Genomic DNA, 17,157 nt, shown 5'->3' with positions numbered 1-17,157 from the left:
TAGATTAACAGCAATAAGTTTGCTATGATGTTTGAAAAGCCGTGTTGTTTGGGTAAGTCGCTTTGTTATATTGTGTTAAAAATATTTGTGCTGGTGGATAGATGAAAAAAATATTATTCTCTTTGTTTTTAATGACATTTTTTAGTGTTGGGTATTCAAATTCTGCAATAGATTCTGCAAAGTCATTTTTGCATAGTCAGTATTATTGTTCAAAGAAGCAACCTAAAGCATCAATAGAATATTTAAAATCAACATCAAACTATGCTTATGAAGTATGTCTTGGTGAAGCTCTACAAGATAGAGAAGGTAAAAAAGACTTAAGATCTTTAGAAAAACTTTATCAAAATGATCCGGCTAAATATGGTTTATATCTTGGTGTGGCTAATTATGTTTCTACTGATAGAAATAATATTTCAGATAATGTTGTAAATGAAAAAATACTCCAGCCAATTAAGAAAAGTGCAGATGCTGGAAATGAAGATGCAAAAGTTATGTATTGTACATTTAAAGGAGCATTTGCAAATGATGATAAGTTAATAAAGTCATGTTTAACTCAAGTGGGCACAGCAGAAGCTTATTATTCTATGGCAGTCGCTGCTGTAGTTTTCTCAGAATGGGATAATGCATGCTTATATATACAAAAAGCTTATGATGGCGGATATGCTGAAGCATTACCTTTTGACTTGGAATGTAAGATACAAAATAATAATTATGAGTTAACAGATAAAGATAAAACAGAACTAAAAGCTATGATAGCAAATAAAGATGCTGAAGTTTCATCAAAATATTTATCTGCATATCTATTAGGAGATAAAGATACACAGAGATTGTTATTACCTTTTTTAGTTTAAAACTTTAATTACTCCTAATTATCTAAACCCTATTTTTGATGCGAATTCTTAACTATTTAGATAAAATAATATAGAATAATTATTCTTATCTAATTTAATTTTATATTAATAAGTATTTGGAAAAATTATGCGTAAATTAAGTGTTTTAAAGGTTGTATATTATTATTTTTTTGCTGCTCTAATATTGTCAGTGAATCTTGCTTATGCAGAAAATAGTGAGAAGAAATTTTCACCATATTCTCCTAATGAAATCTTGATAGATAGCCAAGCTTTTTATGATAATTTAAAGCTTATTCAAGGTATGTTTCCTAAAGAGCTTAAAATCCTGGCAGTTATGAAGTCAAATGCTTATGGTTATGGTATTTCAAATTTAGCAAATGCTGCTAAAGAAGCAGGAATACAATATTACGGCGTAACAGAAAACTCAGAAATGCTTGCTTTAAGAGATAAGGGAATTACTAGTACGATCATGAGACTTAGAGAAGCGACACCTTCTGAAATTGAAGACGTTCTGAAGAACTCTGATAAGTATGGTGAAATAAATGAAATGGTTGGTAATTTAGCTTTAGCAGAGCAGATGAATGAATTTGCTAAAGAGTATGATAAAGTAGTGCCGATACATATAAATTTAAATTCAGCAGGTATGGGGCGTAATGGTGTTGATTTAGATTCTGAAAAAGGGAAAAAAGAGTTAAAAGAAATTTTAGCTCTAAAAAACTTAAAAGTAGTTGGGATAATGTCGCATTTCCCTAATGCTGGTGCTGATGATTTAAGTAGTTCAAAAGCAAGTATAGAGAAGTTTAAAAGCCAAACAGACTGGGTTATAAAAGAGGGTGGATTAAATAGAGATGATCTAATATTGCATATGGCAGCAACTTCAGCAGCACTAAGAATGCCAGAGTCACATTTTGATATGATTAGATTAGGTTCGTTAATATATGGTGAAAAAACAGAAAAAGAATCTCCAGAAGGACTTAAGCCATTACTATCATTTAAAAGTCACATTGCAGCAAAAATGCCTTTTTCAAAAGGAGATACAGTAGGTTATGGAAGTTTAGTAACTTTAGAAAGAGATTCTGTATTAGCAAATATACCTTTTGGAAAAGTAAATGGAGTTCCTTATAAATTGCAAGAAGTATTAATTAATGGAAAAAGATTTAAAACTATAGGTGCTATGTCAATGAATACTACTATGGTTGATATAACAAACTATGCTGATGACATAAATGTTAATGATGAAGTAGTTATAATAGGTAAACAATCAGGTAAGCTAGGATCAAGTGAAATTACATTACAAGAAGTAATTGATAATGCTGGTTTAACAAGCTTATCAATGCAAAGCTATGCTCTAGGTAATTTAAATTATCTAATCAGAAAAGAAGGGAAGTACTAAAGAGCTCTTCTTCCAGCCTCTTGATCTAGAAGATACAAGCCAGCGTCTTTAACTAATTTAATTTTATTAATCATATCACCAACTGTAGCTTCTTCATGAACTTGTCTATCAATAAACCATTCTAAAAAGCTTTTTGTAGAGTGTTCTTTTTCCTCTTGGGCAATATTCATAATTTCATAAAGTTTTTTAGTAACTTCTTGTTCTTGAGTTAAAGTCTCTTCAAAAACTTCTAGTAAGGAAGAAAAATCATTTTTAGGAGCTTTACAGCTTCTGATTTCTATACGTCCCCCTTTGTCACTAATAAATTTCTTTATTTTTTTTGCATGCATTATTTCTTCTTCATATTGAATCATAAACCAGTTTGTAAAACCTTCTAATCCAAGATAAGCCGTATACCCAGCTTTTGCTAAATAGACGTTTGCTGATTCTAGTTCATAATTTAATTGATAGTTTAAAGCTTTTACTAATCTTTCTGATAACATTTTCTTTTTCCTCATTTTTAAGCTGTTACACTATGATTCTAAAGCTTTTAAGAATGTTTTTCAAAAAAGTAATAAGCATGTCCAAAGAATGTATAATAAATATCAAGCTTTTAAATATTCAAAATAATTCTTATGTCCGGAGTTAAAAAGATAATACATATAGATATGGATTACTTTTTTGCACAGATTGAAGAAAAAGAAAATAGCTATCTTACGGATAAACCATTTGCAGTTGGTGGAACAAATCCTAAAAGAGGTGTGATTTCAACTTGTAATTATATTGCAAGGGAATATGGGATTCGCTCAGCTATGCCAACAGCCATTGCTTTAGAGAAATGTCCACAACTTATACTTCTAAATACAAATATGGAGAAATATAAAAAAGTATCTAATGATATTAGAAAAATATTTTACTCTATAACAGACAAAGTTGAGCCATTATCACTAGATGAAGCATATTTAGATGTATCAAATGTTAGTGAGTATTCAAATAGTGCTACTTTAATTGCTCAAGAAATAAAAAAAAGAATTTATGATGAAACTGGATTAACAAGTTCAGCTGGAGTCGCCCCAAATAAGTTATTAGCTAAAATTGCTAGTGATATTAATAAACCCAATGGGCTATATGTTATTAAGCCTAAGGATGTAGATGGTTTTATTTACAATTTACATGTAAAGAAACTTTTTGGAGTGGGTAAAGTTACTCAAGAAAAATTAAAAGTGATGGGTATTGAATATTGTTATCAGTTACAAGCGGTATCTTTAGATTCTTTAATTAGTAAATTTGGAAAACTAGGTTCAAGTCTCTATCAATATTCTCGAGGTCTTGATAATAGAGAGGTAAATTCAGAAAGAATAAGAAAATCAATAAGTGTTGAGAATACATATCTCAATGATCTTAAGACTTTAGATGAATGTTTAGAGAAAATTCCATTTTTATATGAAAAATTATGTATGCGTATTTCTGATGAATATGTTAAGAGGATAAGTAGTATTTTTATTAAAATAACAGATACTAACTTTATTAAAAGCAGTATCACAAAACAGGTAAAAGAATTTAATTTAGATAGTTTTACTATTTTATTAAAAGATATATATATAAAACAGACTATGCCTATTAGATTGTTGGGAATAGGAGTTAGATTAAATGAGTATGAAGAAAAACAATTAAGTATGAATCTTATTTAGCCTTAATATTTTTAATATAGCCTATAAAGAATATTAAACAATAAATACCTAAGAAAATAAAAGAACTTAGAATGGTTGTAATAGATAATCCCTCAGAATATTGACTATAATAAAACTGGTTATAGACATTATATAAGAGCATAAAAGCATAATTTATACTTAGAAATAAGAATCCTATGAAGTATCGATTAGCAATTAGAATCAGCCCCCATAAAAATAAGAAAAGTTTTAATAATATAATTATTCCTAATTCTGTTGATATATAGCTATTTAGAAAGCTTAAATTATAAGCAATTTGGAATGTCGCAATAAAAGTTAGCATGAAAGCAAGATGTTTAGGAATTGTTTTTGTATCTCTAACTTTTTTTGGTATATATGGTGAAACCATTTGTTCTTTAAATATATAGTAACTATATAGGCCAATAAAAATATAAAAAACGCTATTCAAAATCGACATTAGTATAAAGGTATTGAAATAATTATTAATTATTGAGTAAGCAAATACAGCTAAAATATTTATCATTGCTGATAAGATAAATATAATCCAAGCAGATTTTTTATAATTAACTATCTTGTATGCAAAAATTAGGTTTAACAATAAACTTATTATTGTAACTATGTCGATAAACATCTATTGTTTTGGATGTTAATAATTTAGGATAAGTAATAATATCTTTACTTTAGTTTTCTTTAAATAAAATTCATAGCAACTTAAGATTAAATATTTTGAAAGAAAATATGTCATCTATACTAAAATTTCAAAAGCTGTTAAAATTCTACTAATTTTATTTATGTATTTTAAATTTTATTTATGTTTTTACAGACAGTAAAGAAGTGGTATCAGAAAAAATATTCAAATAATGAGCCTATAGTCTTTTTAGGTTTAATGTTGTTTTTTTATTTAGTATTAACATTTTTGGGCAATTACATAGCGCCAATATTAGCGGCTCTTGTTATAGCTTATTTGTTAGATACATTAGTAACTATTATTCACAGATATACAAAAATAAACAGAACCTTTTTGGTTTATGTAGTTTATTTATTGTTCTTACTGGTATTGTTATCTGTTATATTTGTTTTGTTTCCTATTATAGTTAGTCAAACTATAGGGTTTATCAAACAAACTTCAGAAACTATGACTACTTTTAAGCATAGCTTGGAAGAGCTATCTCATAAGTACCCTTATTTTCTTACAGAACATAGAATAAACGCTATTGTAGAAAGAGTTAATTCAATTGATTGGAACGCTATTAGTTCTAATATGGGATCATATATTCTTCAATATACAGCGATGACATTGCCAGTAATATTTTCAACATTGATTTATTTATTTTTAGTGCCTTTGATGGTTTTCTATTTTTTAAAAGATAAGATTGTGATTATCGAGTGGTTTAAATCTTTCTTACCACAAGAGAATGGTGCTTTATATTTCGTATGGAATGATTTAAAACCAAAACTAGCAGACTATGTAAGAGGTAAGGCTATTGAATTTATAATTGTTTCAATACTTACATATGTAGGTTTTGCATATTTTGATCTGAATTATGCAATTCTTTTAGCTTTTGGTGTGGGTTTATCTGTGATTATTCCATATATAGGAATGATTATTATTACAATTCCAGTAGTATTGGTCGGTATCTTACAATATGGCTTTACTATGACTTTAGTATGGATGCTAACAGTATTTTTCATAATTCAAGCTCTTGATGGAAACTTACTAGTACCTATTTTATTCTCTGAAGTTTTAAATATGCATCCTGTTGGAGTAGTTTCAGCAATTCTTATATTTGGTGGAATTTGGGGATTATGGGGAATTTTCTTTGCTATACCTTTAGGGTTATTATTTATGTCTGGTGTGAATATGTTTAGAGATCATCATATTATTAAGAATAAAGCTAAAGTAAATTTATGCTAATTTTACAGAAATTGTTAAATGAAGAAGTTTATCAATATCTATTATCAAAACCATTACCAGAATTTAAAGCTAAGTTAATAGCTACAAGAATAAATAATCTAGAAAGTTTAGAAAAAAGCTTAGACTTTTCTATTAAAAATATTTCCTCGCCATTTTTATTTAAAGATATAGACAAAGCTGTTGATAGACTATATCAGGCTATAGTTAATAATGAGGTGATAGGTTTAGAAACTGATCATGATTGTGATGGCCAAACATCTCAAGCAATTTTCTATGAAGCTTTGACTAATATCTTTGGATATAATCCACAGAAAATACGTTCATATATTGGGCATAGAATGAAAGAAGGCTATGGACTTTCTGAATCTGTAATGAATAGAATTTTAACTGATGACATTCGACCAAGTTTGATAATTACAGCTGACAATGGCTCAACAGATGAACCAAGAATAAAAGTTCTAAAGCAGAATGGAATAGATACTATAGTTACAGATCATCATGCTATTCCTCCAGAAGGTGTACCAGAAAGTGCGGTTGCAGTTTTAAATCCTACTCAAGAAGAGTGTGAATTTCCGGATAAGTCTATAGCAGGCTGTTATGTGGCTTGGCTTTTTATGGCTGCTTTAAGAAGAAAGTTTATCGAAGAAAATAGAGAAATGTCTAAAACACATTCTTTAATTGAGCTTTTAGATTTTGTGGCTATTGGTACTGTGGCAGATTGTGTAAGTATGGCTAATAGCTTTAATAATAGGATAGTTACTAAGTTAGGTATTGAGCAATTAAAAAATAATAAAAGAAAATGCTGGGATGTTTTTGAAAGAGAAAAATTTTCAAGTCAATATATAGGTTTTACAGTAGCTCCTATTTTAAATAGTGATGGTAGAGTTGCTGATGCATTAGGCTCTGTGAACTTTTTACTTTCAGACTGTGAAGAAGATATTGAACAAAAGTTCGAAAGCTTAAAAATACAAAATGATGAAAGAAAACAGATTCAGAAACAAATATCTGCAGAAGCTTTAAATAAAGCAAAAGAGCTTAATGAAAGTAAGAATTCTTTATGTATATTGTTAGATGATGGGCATGCTGGAGTGCATGGAATATCTGCTAGTAGATTGAAAGATACTTTTGGAAAGCCAATAATAATTTTTTCACAAACTCAGATGGATGAAAACTTAATATCAGGTTCAGCAAGAAGTATTGATGAAGTCCATATTAAAAAAGTTTTGGATTCTATAAATGAGTTAGAAAATGATCTAATTATAAAATATGGTGGGCATAGTGGAGCAGCTGGGCTGACTATAAGAAAAGAGGATTATAGTAAATTTTATGATTTATTTGAGCAAGAAATATCAAAGTTAGTGGAGAGTTCTAAGATTGAGCTAGGTCCTAGAATATATTATGATTTTGAACTTGCTGAAAATGAGTTAGACTTTGAAACTTTAGATATTATAGATTCATTAGAGCCATTTGGTAGAGAGTTTGAGAAGCCTGTTTTTTGTAATGATTTCACTATAGAGAATATAAGATTTGTTGGTAAGGACCAAAGTCATGCTCAACTTGTCTTAAGAATGAAAAATAAAAGCATAAAAGCTATTTGGTTTAATGCGACTGATAGTATTTCCACGGAAGAATTTTCTATAGGAGATAATGTAAAAGCTTGTTATGAGTTACAGAAAGAAGAATTTTTAGGTAACGTTAATTTATCTCTAAATATAAAGATTATGCAAAATGAAAGACTATAGTTTTATAGAAAAATCTTTAAAAGAAATAGAGGATATAGATATAGAATATTTTCCTCAGATAGAGTCAACGAATTTATATTTATCAGAAAAAAAACTCACTCATAAATATCACCTTTGTTTTACAGATGTGCAGACTAGTGGTAAAGGGCGGAGAGGCTCAAGATGGGTATCTTCAGGTAGAGATAATATATATGCAACCTTAGCATCAAAAGTAAGTATTAGTTTAGAAAAGTTACCTATTGTTAGTCTATTAATAGCTATATCAGTAGTTAAGACTATAGAAAGCGTTATAAATGAAGATTTACGCAAATTTTTAAAAGTTAAATTACCTAATGATATTTATTTTAAAGATAAGAAAATAGCCGGAATATTGATAGAGACAAAAAATATAACTAGAAATAGTTTTGATATCATAATTGGTGTTGGGATAAACGTTAATATAGATAGTTTAGAAGAGGAAATTGATAGAGACTGGACATCAGTTTTTTTAATAAATAATAAAGAAGTTAATTCATCTAAGCTTTTAGTAGAGCTGATTTCTAATTTAATGAATTCTTTAAATCAGGAAATTAATATACTGGAAATTATTAAATCATTTGAGAAATATGATTATACATTCGGAAAGTTAATAAGTTTCAATGATGGTGAAGATGTATATAAAGGAATTTCAAAAGGAATAAATAAAGATATGCAATTGATCTTAGAAATGTCCAGAGGCACTTTAATGGTTGATATAGCTAAAATTAATAAGCTTAAGGTTCTTGATGAGTCTAATTAATATAAAAAAAAGAGCAGAGTATTTAGCAAAGTTGCGAGAGTATTTTAGCAAATTAAATGTTTTAGAGGTAGATACGCCATTAGCTTATGATTATGGTGTTACAGACCCTTTTATAGATGTGTTTAGTATAGATACCATCAGTGGAAAGAGATATTTACAAAGCTCCCCAGAGTATGCGATGAAAAGACTTCTAGCTGCAGGTAGTGGTAGTATTTATCAGATATGTAAAGCTTTTAGAGATGAGCCTTGCGGTAAGCTTCATAATCATGAGTTTACTATGGTGGAGTGGTATAGAGTTGGTATTGATTATTTTCAATTAATGAGAGAAATAAAACAAATGTTTTTATCTCTAAAACCTGATCTTAAATTTAAGTACATAAGCTACCAAGAAGCTTTTGAGAAATATTTTAATATAAATCCTCATGTAACTAGTTTGTATGAGTTATTGCAGCTTGTTAAACAAGTTGCTGGAGATATTCAAGGAGCAGGTGAGCTAACAATTGCAGATTGTTTAGATATTTTGTTTAGCTTTAATATTGAAAAAGAGCTTAGTCAAGAAAAAACGGTTTATTTCGTATATGACTATACTATTCATCAATCAGCTTTAGCAAAGAAAGTATTGGATAAGAATAATCAGTTTGTTGCTGCAAGATTTGAAGTGTTTTGTGGTGGTGTTGAGCTTGCAAATGGATACTATGAGCTTATTGATAAGTCAGAGCAACAAAAGAGGTTTGATAAAGATTTAGAGACTAGAAAAATTCAAGGTAAAAAACTTCTTGAGAAAGATATAAAACTTTTAGAGTCTTTAGATAATATTCCAGAATGCTCAGGAGTAGCACTTGGTTTTGATAGGCTAATTATGAGTCTTGAAAATATAAAAGATATTTCAGAGTTATCTATCATATAGTCAGTATGTTTAAAATGCTGGGATAAAAAGTTTGTAAGTGATTTCTATATGAGAAAATTATGAAGAGCACAAGTAAAATTAAATAAATTATCATACTAATATTATGTGTAGTTAAAATGTCTATCTATTATGTGTTTTGTTATTATTATTTTATTTAGTGGTTTGAAATCATGATGATATACTAATTATCATTAGTAGATTAATAATCGTTAAGCATCAAGGAGACGTTATGAGCACCATCTATGACAAAGAAGAACTATCAATAGATGATGTCCAAAAGGAAGTTTTCCGAAGAATGGAGAAATATGATCATAAATCCTTTTTGGAGTGCTTTTTTATCTATCTTGGTACGGCTCAAATACTTGAATTTGGGCTTAAAAAACTTCTTGAAGAACGGTTTAATTTTACGGAAGAGGAAACAGAAAAACTAACACTTGGACAGGTGCGGGCGAGGCTTGAAAATGTTGGCCTGAGAAGAGATTACACTGAGCTGCTCAAGCAAGTGGTAAAAAATCGAAATAGTGCAGCCCATGAGCTTCTAGTAAACCAAGCTTTGATAGGCTGCTTAGGTGTAGACTTTAGTGATCGCCTGCAATTCAAAGAGTTAAAGCTTTCTATATTTGGCTTAGAGCGTGCCGTATTTTTGTTCGATTACTTTCAGCACAATAATGCGTGGGTCGTAAATGCTTAACAATGCCAGGCACAGCGACGGCTTTTTCATTGCGGCTGCGCCTTCATTACAAAGCCGCGCATGCTGGCGGCATTAGCTTCTTTTTGGAGAGTTTGTGAGTTTAAACGCAGCGTTAAAAATATTGCTTGAAGAATATCCGAAGGAAAGATCACACGACTTCAAGGGTAATGCTTTAGCGGATTTCATTCGGAATGAGATTCCAGTTCAAGTCGCGGAGTCCATGGAACTTGAGGCCAGGTATCAAGTTGAAGGTAGCCCTGGAAAAGGAAATTGGGCTGCTGTTCCTTGGGTGGCAGTACTTGATAAATTTATTACGGACACAGTTCAAGATGGATATTATGTGGTCTATTTGGTTAAAGAAGATTTTAGCGGCTTATATTTGTCGCTGAATCAGGGAGTAACTACGGTAAAGAAACAATATGGATCAGCTGCGAAGGATGCACTAGAAATAAGAGCAAAGGATTTTTTAGCCCGTTTGGGCGATGTTCAAGGAAACTATAGAAAGGGTCGCATTGATCTCGCTTGTTCTCAAACATCCCAATTGGCTAAGCTTTATGAGTTTGGATCAATAGTCAGCTTGTATTATGACGCAAAGTCGTTACCCGATGACAGGCAATTGAAAAATGATCTTGTTGGAATGCTCCATTTGTATTTTTCACTCTTTTTCAAAGAGTCCAGTCTCTTCAACGAGGCTGAACGCGAAGATGACGAAGCAGATTTAGAATTTGAAAATCTTCAGAAAATACGAATACATAAACGAATTGAACGTAACAAGAAGCTCTCAGGGAAGGTTAAAAAGCTAAAAGGATATACTTGCGAGGCATGTGGATTCAATTTTGAAAAATGTTATGGCGATATTGGCAAAGGGTTCATAGAGGCTCACCATTTAACTCCTTTGTCTTCGCTGAAGGGTGAGCGAGTGGCTCTTGATCCTGTAAATGATTTTGCGGTTTTATGTTCAAATTGCCATAAAATGATTCACAGATCGGAGTTTGTTTCAGAGATCCAGGAATTCAGGGCAAACTATGTGGTTCAAAAAAGCTAACAATCACAAGCAAGGGACCAAACTACGCTCCACTACGTTTGGCCTCTGTTGTGGGCGTTAGCTCTCAAATCGAAATCTCATTTAAAACCAACTTATGAAGTTTCATGAAAATTGAAAAATGAACAAGAAGGAACTTGATGACTATTACAAGTCATCATGTATTGATATCAAAAAGAAGAAAAAACTGAAGTGATAGGTCTGTTAGTTTTACAAATATTGTTCGTGTTGTATTACAAGCCTGACATAATGACATACTATTTTGTATTGCTTCAACAGTATAAAGGGTACGACTCTAATCTTATTATTTTTCGTATTAGAGAGAAATATTAATATCATCTAAGCATTTTTCGCAACTCTATCTTTAAATATGTTAAAATTTATCTCAATTAATTAGGCTAAAAAATATTCAAAATGCTTACATTTCAAGAAATTATTTTAAAATTACATCACTACTGGGCAGAGCAAGGTTGTGCAATTATTCAACCTTTAGATATGGAAGTAGGAGCAGGGACTTTTCATCCAGCAACTACACTAAGAGCTATAGGTCCAGAGCCGTGGACAGCAGCGTATGTTCAGCCATCGAGAAGACCTACCGATGGCCGTTATGGTGAAAATCCAAATAGGACTCAACACTACTATCAATACCAAGTAGTGATGAAACCATCTCCAGATAATATCCAAGAGTTATATTTAGACTCAATCAGAGAGCTTGGTATAGATACTTTAGAAAATGATATCCGTTTTGTCGAAGATAACTGGGAATCACCAACTCTAGGAGCTTGGGGTCTTGGTTGGGAAGTATGGTCAAATGGTATGGAGATCACACAGTTTACTTATTTCCAACAAGTAGGTGGTTTAGAGTGTAAGCCTGTGATGGGTGAAATTACTTATGGTTTAGAAAGATTAGCTATGTATATCCAGAACGTAGATAGTATGTATGATATCCTTTGGGCAAATACTCAAAATGGACCACTATACTACAGAGATGTATTTATGCAAAATGAAGTAGAGATGTCTCAGTATAATTTTGAAGAAGCTAATGTTGATGAATTATTTAAGCATTTTGATTTCTTAGAAAGAGAAGGTTATAGACTTGTTGAGAAAGGTTTGTCTATCCCAGCTTATGAGTTTGTACTAAAAGCTTCTCATACTTTTAACTTATTAGATGCTCGTCATGCAATATCTGTAACTGAGAGACAGGGCTATATTTTGAGAGTAAGAAAGTTAGCGTTAGAAGTAGCTAAGCTTTATTATAAAACTAGAGAGGATTTAGGGTTTCCTAATTTTAAGAAGTAGCTATATGAAAACTATTGGTCAGATTAGTAAGTTTTTAAACTTAAGCTGTCCTCAGAATATTGAGAATATTAATATTCAATCTATAGTTTTAGATAGTCGTAAATGCTGTCAACAATCTGTCTTTGTTGCTTTGAAAGGTTCCCTTTCTGATGGTAATAAATATATTCAAGAAGTCTTATCGAGAGGAATACCTTTTGTCCTTACAGATAATCATGCTTTAGATAATTCCACAAATGTTAGATATGTTAGTAACTTGAAAGATAATCTATGTGATTTATCGCAATGGTTTTATGATTATAAAAAACCTAAAAATATTATAGGTGTGACAGGGACTAATGGTAAAACATCTATAACCAATTATATTTCGCAAATCTTAGATTTAGCATCTAGTAAGACACTTCTTCTAGGAACTATTGGTAATGGTTTATATCCAGATTTAGAAGAAAGCACACATACAACTTTAGATACTTTATCGCTCTATCAAAAAATAGGAATGTATAAAAACTTTGATAATCTAGTTATGGAAGTATCTTCTCATTCATTAGATCAGAACAGAGTGAAAGGTTTAGATTTCGATATGGCTGTATTTTGTAACTTAAGTCATGATCATCTTGATTATCATAAAACTATGGATAACTACTTTTTAGCAAAAGCTAAGTTATTCCAAGGTAAAAACCTAAAAAGAGCTGTTATAAATATAGATGATGACTACGGTAGAAAACTTTGTGATATAACAACAGCTAAAGAAATCTTTAGAGTAAGTTTCTTGGATAAAAGTGCAGATATATATCTAGAGCAGTTAAATATAGAATCCCTTCAAACTAATTTTAAGCTTTTTCTAAAAGGTCAATTTTTAGGTCAGTTTAGTACTAATCTCATAGGTGAGTTTAACCTAATGAATATCGCTCTTAGTCTTGGAGTTGTTGAGAATATTATAGGTATAAAAAAAGCTTTAGAGAATATAAGTTTAATCAAGCCAGTAAAAGGGCGTATGGAAAGAATTCCTTTAGCAAATGGAGCTGTTATAGTTATAGATTATGCACATACTCCAGATGCTTTAGAAAAGGCTTTATTAGCTTTAATACCTTATAGGTCTACTAAGCTTTGGTGTTTGTTTGGTTGTGGTGGGAATAGAGATACTACAAAAAGACCTGAAATGGCTGAGATAGCAGAAAGATATGCTGATAAAGTAATAGTTACAGAAGATAATAGTAGACTTGAAAGCTTTGATAGTATCCTTGCAGATATTAAAAAAGGCTTTACTAATGCTGATAAACATATCTATATAAATAGTAGAGAACAAGCTATCAAATATAGTATTGAGAATGCTCAAGCAGGAGATATTATTTTATTGGCAGGTAAAGGCCATGAATGTTATATGGATGTTAATGGTGTCAAAGAGCACTTTGATGAACGAGAAAAAATTGCAAAATATGGTGTGATTGTATGATTAAATCTTTAAAACAATTAAGTGAAAAATCAGGTTTTGAATATGTTGGTGGAGATGTAACTATTGAAAACATTTCTATAAATTCTGGTGATATAAAAAATAATACATTATTTGTAGCGATAGTCGCTAATAGAGATGGTCACGATTTTATAGCTGATGCTATCGCTAATGGAGCAGTTGCTGTACTGGTATCTAAGAAACAAGAAAATATAAATGTACCTCAAATTGTTTGTGAGAATACTGTAAAAGCTTTAAGAAAATTAGCAGAGACAAAAAGACAAGAGTTAAAAATGCCAATTATATCTCTAACAGGTAGTTGCGGAAAAACTTCTGTTAAAGAAATGATAGTTGCTTTGCTAGCTGATTATAATGTGCATTTTACTAAGGGAAACCTTAATAACTATCTTGGTGTGCCAATGACAATCTTGGAAATACCTGAAGAAGCTAACTTTGCTGTTATCGAAGCTGGTACAAGCGTTCTAGGAGAAATTAAGGCTGCTGCTGAGATAATAAGACCAGATGTCGCATTGATAACAAACATAGGAGCCTCCCACTTAGAGAACTTAAAAAGTCTTGATGGTGTAATGCAAGAAAAGGGAGAGCTTTTAAAAGCTGTTAACAAAAATAACTTTTGTGTTATAAACATTGATGATGAAAGATTAGCTAAATTCTCAGAAAGTCTTCTTTCAAACAAAGTTACATGTTCAATGTTTTCCAAAGATGCAGATATTTATATAGATGATTATAGAGTTTTAGATCAAGGGTATGATGTGAAGATATCTATATATAATAAAATATATGAATATTATTTACCTACCGTAGGTATTCATAATATTAAAAATAGTTTATTGGCGATCTCATGTTTAGTAGCTTTAGGATTAAAAGAAGAAGATTTCTTAGAAAATACTAAGAAAATTAGTAACTATAAAGGACGCTTTTTTAGCCATAAATTTACAGAAAATTTAATAGTTGTTGATGATACATATAATGCTAGTGCACCATCTGTGAATGCAGCGATTGATGATTTAGCTTCATTTCTTGGTAAAAAGGTTTTAGTTATAAGCTCAATGAGAGAGCTAGGTGACTTAGCAAAAGAATACCACCAACAAATGGGGCATTGGATAAACTCTGCACATATTGATAGAGTATTTTTATTTGGTGATGAAGAAAACTTAAAGCACACCTTATCAGAAATAACTGGAGGAAATACTCATTTTTATAAAGATAAGAAAGAGTTAGAGAAAGATTTACTAGAAGAATTATCTAAATATAAAGATGAAAAAACTAAGCTTATCGTTAAAGGCGCTAGAAGCTATAAAATGGAAGAGATATTAGATAATATAAAAGGTAAGTTAATTAGCTAATTTATCTATTTTAGGGAAAATGTTATGGATAAATCTGATATATATCATGATTTGAGGCAACTTATTCTTAGTAAAGAGTTCTCATCACAAAATGATATATGTGACACTTTAGAGCTTTTAGGCTATAGCGCTAGTCAGTCTAAAGTTAATAGAATGTTAAAAAAGATTGGTGCAATTAAAGTTAAAAATGAGAAAAAAGCTTTAGTTTATAAAATACCTAATGAACCAGCACCGCCGATAATGACTGATAATATTTCATCATTAGTAATTAACGTGAGTGCAAATGAAGTTATGGTTGTTATAGATACAGCACCTGGAGCAGCACAATTAGTTGCGCGGACTTTAGATTATAATAAAAATAGTTTTGAAATAATTGGTATAGTTGCTGGAGATGATACGATTTTTGTTGCGCCATCTTCAATTAAGAATATTAATAAATTGAAAATCAACATAGAAAATTTTTTGTTCTTTAAGTCTTAAAAAATAAAAAATCTACCTATTTTATAAAGTCTATAAATACGTTTATAAGAGTGTTTCCTATATAAAATCTAAGAGTCGTAATTCTAAAGAATTTTGGTGCTAAAAAAATAATCGATTTATACGAAAAAATTGATTGCTTAAAAATAAAATTTGATAAACAATAGCGTTAGTTTTGCACTATGGATAGAACGACGTGAGACTAGCTAAAACTTTAAAGGAAAGACATATAGAACTTATTGCTCTGGGCGGAATAATTGGCTCCAGTTTTTTTCTTGGAACAGGGTATGTTTTATCAGAGGTCGGTCCTTCTGCTATTCTTGCCTATATGTTAGCAGGGTTTATAGTTTATATAGTTACTATATGCTTAGCAGAGCTCACTGTATCCATCCCTAATTCTGGTTCATTTATATATTACACAGCTAAATTTGTATCTCCCTCTATAGCATGTGGAATGGGGTGGGCTTATTGGTTTAGCTGGATTGTTTATATTCCTCTAGAATGTATTGCATCTGGTATTATCATGCACACATTTGTTCCATCAGTATCTAATGCGGTGTGGGCAACATTATTTGGACTATTAATAACCACAATTAACCTTATGAGAGTTAAAATTTTTGGTGAAGTAGAGTTTTGGTTATCATTAGTAAAAATCATAGCTCTCATGATGTTTAGTATAGTGGCTTTATTAATATTCTTTAATTTTATAGGAAATGATACTGGGAAAGTTATAGGTAGTTCATATATAGCTGGAGAAGGTGGCTTCTTTCCAAAAGGAAAACTAATTTTAATAACTACAATGGTAATGTTACTGGTTAATTTTCAAGGTACAGAGATAATTGGATTAGCTGCGACTGAATCTAAAAATGCTCAAAAGCAGATACCAAGAATAGCTAGAAATATTGTTATAAGGCTAGTTGGTCTATATATAATACCTATTTTCTTATTGATACTTATTTTCCCATGGCAAAAAATGAGTTTGGATAATTCCGTGTTCGCATTAGCATTGCGTGAATATCATTTAAATTACATAGCAGGGATATTTGCATTTGTAATCTTAGTAGCGGCTTTCTCATGTGCTAATAGTGGTTTGTATGCTGCAACACGAGCACTTTATGGGTTATCAAAATCTGGAATGTCTCCAAAAATATTTAAAAAATTAAATTCCGCATCAGTGCCTTACTATTCAGTAACTATAAATATTATAGCTGTGTGGTTTTTCTTATTATTATCATTTAAGTTTTCAACAACAGTAGCATTTACAAATTTACTAGCTATGTCTGGGGTTACAGCGACATTTTGCTGGATATGTATTTGCTGGTCTCAGTATAACTTTAGAAAAAAACTAATTAAAAAGAAGAGTAATAAAAAGATGCATTTTAAGGTACCTTTTTTCCCTGCTTTAACTCTTATAGGGATTTGGTCTCAAGTATTGTGTTTAGCTTTAATGGTGGTAAATGATGATTTAAGAGCAGCCTTCTATTTTGGTTTGCCGACAGTTGTTATACCTTGTGTGGCATATCATTTTTATTATAAAGCTAAAAGAAGAGTTAGCTTTCAAGTTGTTCCTAGTTAAGT

16 protein-coding genes are annotated in these 17,157 nt (G+C 30.6%); 14 read left to right on the top strand and 2 right to left on the bottom strand.

The genetic code is table 11. The annotated features are described in order from the left end of the window. The first annotated feature begins 101 nt into the window (after nt 1-101). Nucleotides 102-851 carry a hypothetical protein gene (locus tag DNK87_RS02950; protein WP_119330278.1) on the top strand — a complete coding sequence of 250 codons (750 nt, stop codon included), beginning with the start codon at nt 102-104 and terminating at the stop codon, nt 849-851. Nucleotides 852-978: 127 nt separating this feature from the next. Next, complete coding sequence (alr, locus tag DNK87_RS02945; RefSeq protein WP_119330279.1) at nt 979-2,244, top strand: alanine racemase; 1,266 nt, start codon at nt 979-981, stop codon at nt 2,242-2,244. Here alr and DNK87_RS02940 read toward each other — a convergent pair. Continuing rightward, nucleotides 2,241-2,726 (bottom strand): ferritin, encoded by a 486-nt coding sequence (locus DNK87_RS02940; RefSeq protein ID WP_119330280.1) that lies wholly within the window; start codon nt 2,724-2,726, stop codon nt 2,241-2,243. The two genes, alr and DNK87_RS02940, sit on opposite strands and share 4 nt — an antisense overlap. A 132-nt stretch (nt 2,727-2,858) precedes the next feature. On the opposite strand from DNK87_RS02940, the gene dinB reads away from it, so the two are divergent. Then, the gene (gene dinB, locus DNK87_RS02935; RefSeq protein WP_119330281.1) at nt 2,859-3,914 is read left to right on the top strand and encodes a DNA polymerase IV; all 1,056 of its coding nucleotides are present in this window, start codon (nt 2,859-2,861) and stop codon (nt 3,912-3,914) included. On the opposite strand, the gene DNK87_RS02930 is transcribed toward dinB, so the two are convergent. Further along, complete coding sequence (locus DNK87_RS02930) at nt 3,907-4,545, bottom strand: hypothetical protein (RefSeq protein WP_119330282.1); 639 nt, start codon at nt 4,543-4,545, stop codon at nt 3,907-3,909. The two genes, dinB and DNK87_RS02930, sit on opposite strands and share 8 nt — an antisense overlap. 180 nt (nt 4,546-4,725) lie before the next feature. Here DNK87_RS02930 and DNK87_RS02925 point away from each other — a divergent pair, with 180 nt between their 5' ends. The 11 genes from DNK87_RS02925 (at nt 4,726) to DNK87_RS02875 (ending at nt 17,155) form a co-directional block, all read left to right on the top strand. Next, a complete protein-coding gene (locus tag DNK87_RS02925; protein WP_119330283.1) occupies nt 4,726-5,829 on the top strand; it encodes an AI-2E family transporter in 1,104 nt (367 codons plus the stop codon). Further along, complete coding sequence (gene recJ / locus DNK87_RS02920; RefSeq protein ID WP_119330284.1) at nt 5,823-7,571, top strand: single-stranded-DNA-specific exonuclease RecJ; 1,749 nt, start codon at nt 5,823-5,825, stop codon at nt 7,569-7,571. The genes DNK87_RS02925 and recJ overlap by 7 nt, the downstream gene beginning before the upstream one ends. After that, nucleotides 7,558-8,349 (top strand): biotin--[acetyl-CoA-carboxylase] ligase, encoded by a 792-nt coding sequence (locus DNK87_RS02915; protein WP_119330285.1) that lies wholly within the window; start codon nt 7,558-7,560, stop codon nt 8,347-8,349. The genes recJ and DNK87_RS02915 overlap by 14 nt, the downstream gene beginning before the upstream one ends. Beyond that, entirely contained in the window at nt 8,336-9,256 is a 921-nt protein-coding gene (gene epmA / locus DNK87_RS02910; protein ID WP_119330286.1) for an EF-P lysine aminoacylase EpmA, read from the top strand. Before DNK87_RS02915 ends, epmA begins: the two co-directional genes overlap by 14 nt. A 229-nt stretch (nt 9,257-9,485) precedes the next feature. Then, nucleotides 9,486-9,947 carry a hypothetical protein gene (locus DNK87_RS02905; protein ID WP_119330287.1) on the top strand — a complete coding sequence of 154 codons (462 nt, stop codon included), beginning with the start codon at nt 9,486-9,488 and terminating at the stop codon, nt 9,945-9,947. Nucleotides 9,948-10,041: 94 nt separating this feature from the next. Beyond that, the gene (locus DNK87_RS02900; protein WP_119330288.1) at nt 10,042-10,992 is read left to right on the top strand and encodes an MrcB family domain-containing protein; all 951 of its coding nucleotides are present in this window, start codon (nt 10,042-10,044) and stop codon (nt 10,990-10,992) included. A 411-nt stretch (nt 10,993-11,403) separates the two neighbouring features. Then, nucleotides 11,404-12,288 (top strand): glycine--tRNA ligase subunit alpha, encoded by an 885-nt coding sequence (gene glyQ / locus DNK87_RS02895; RefSeq protein WP_119330289.1) that lies wholly within the window; start codon nt 11,404-11,406, stop codon nt 12,286-12,288. Between the two features lie 4 nt (nt 12,289-12,292). Further along, the gene (locus DNK87_RS02890; RefSeq protein WP_119330290.1) at nt 12,293-13,738 is read left to right on the top strand and encodes a UDP-N-acetylmuramoyl-L-alanyl-D-glutamate--2,6-diaminopimelate ligase; all 1,446 of its coding nucleotides are present in this window, start codon (nt 12,293-12,295) and stop codon (nt 13,736-13,738) included. Next, the gene (locus DNK87_RS02885; protein ID WP_119330291.1) at nt 13,735-15,102 is read left to right on the top strand and encodes a UDP-N-acetylmuramoyl-tripeptide--D-alanyl-D-alanine ligase; all 1,368 of its coding nucleotides are present in this window, start codon (nt 13,735-13,737) and stop codon (nt 15,100-15,102) included. Before DNK87_RS02890 ends, DNK87_RS02885 begins: the two co-directional genes overlap by 4 nt. Nucleotides 15,103-15,126: 24 nt before the next feature. After that, nucleotides 15,127-15,582: an arginine repressor gene (locus DNK87_RS02880; protein ID WP_119330292.1), complete on the top strand. Its 456-nt coding sequence runs from the start codon at nt 15,127-15,129 to the stop codon at nt 15,580-15,582. A 193-nt stretch (nt 15,583-15,775) separates the two neighbouring features. Further along, entirely contained in the window at nt 15,776-17,155 is a 1,380-nt protein-coding gene (locus tag DNK87_RS02875; RefSeq protein WP_119330293.1) for an amino acid permease, read from the top strand. Nucleotides 17,156-17,157 lie beyond the last annotated feature (2 nt).

The sequence above is a fragment of the Pseudofrancisella aestuarii genome (assembly GCF_003574475.2).
Lineage (GTDB): Bacteria > Pseudomonadota > Gammaproteobacteria > Francisellales > Francisellaceae > Francisella > Francisella aestuarii.
Note: the sequence above shows the minus strand (reverse complement) of the source record. Positions and strands in the feature narration are given on the sequence as shown.

Coding starts and splice junctions, on each gene's coding strand:
- DNK87_RS02890 (WP_119330290.1), top strand. CDS start 12,293: ATGAAAACTATTGGTCAGATTAGTAAGTTTTTAAACTTAAGCTGTCCT.
- DNK87_RS02885 (WP_119330291.1), top strand. CDS start 13,735: ATGATTAAATCTTTAAAACAATTAAGTGAAAAATCAGGTTTTGAATAT.
- alr (WP_119330279.1), top strand. CDS start 979: ATGCGTAAATTAAGTGTTTTAAAGGTTGTATATTATTATTTTTTTGCT.
- DNK87_RS02905 (WP_119330287.1), top strand. CDS start 9,486: ATGAGCACCATCTATGACAAAGAAGAACTATCAATAGATGATGTCCAA.
- DNK87_RS02925 (WP_119330283.1), top strand. CDS start 4,726: ATGTTTTTACAGACAGTAAAGAAGTGGTATCAGAAAAAATATTCAAAT.
- DNK87_RS02930 (WP_119330282.1), bottom strand. CDS start 4,545: ATGTTTATCGACATAGTTACAATAATAAGTTTATTGTTAAACCTAATT.
- epmA (WP_119330286.1), top strand. CDS start 8,336: ATGAGTCTAATTAATATAAAAAAAAGAGCAGAGTATTTAGCAAAGTTG.
- DNK87_RS02950 (WP_119330278.1), top strand. CDS start 102: ATGAAAAAAATATTATTCTCTTTGTTTTTAATGACATTTTTTAGTGTT.
- DNK87_RS02880 (WP_119330292.1), top strand. CDS start 15,127: ATGGATAAATCTGATATATATCATGATTTGAGGCAACTTATTCTTAGT.
- DNK87_RS02915 (WP_119330285.1), top strand. CDS start 7,558: ATGAAAGACTATAGTTTTATAGAAAAATCTTTAAAAGAAATAGAGGAT.
- DNK87_RS02940 (WP_119330280.1), bottom strand. CDS start 2,726: ATGTTATCAGAAAGATTAGTAAAAGCTTTAAACTATCAATTAAATTAT.
- recJ (WP_119330284.1), top strand. CDS start 5,823: ATGCTAATTTTACAGAAATTGTTAAATGAAGAAGTTTATCAATATCTA.
- glyQ (WP_119330289.1), top strand. CDS start 11,404: ATGCTTACATTTCAAGAAATTATTTTAAAATTACATCACTACTGGGCA.
- dinB (WP_119330281.1), top strand. CDS start 2,859: ATGTCCGGAGTTAAAAAGATAATACATATAGATATGGATTACTTTTTT.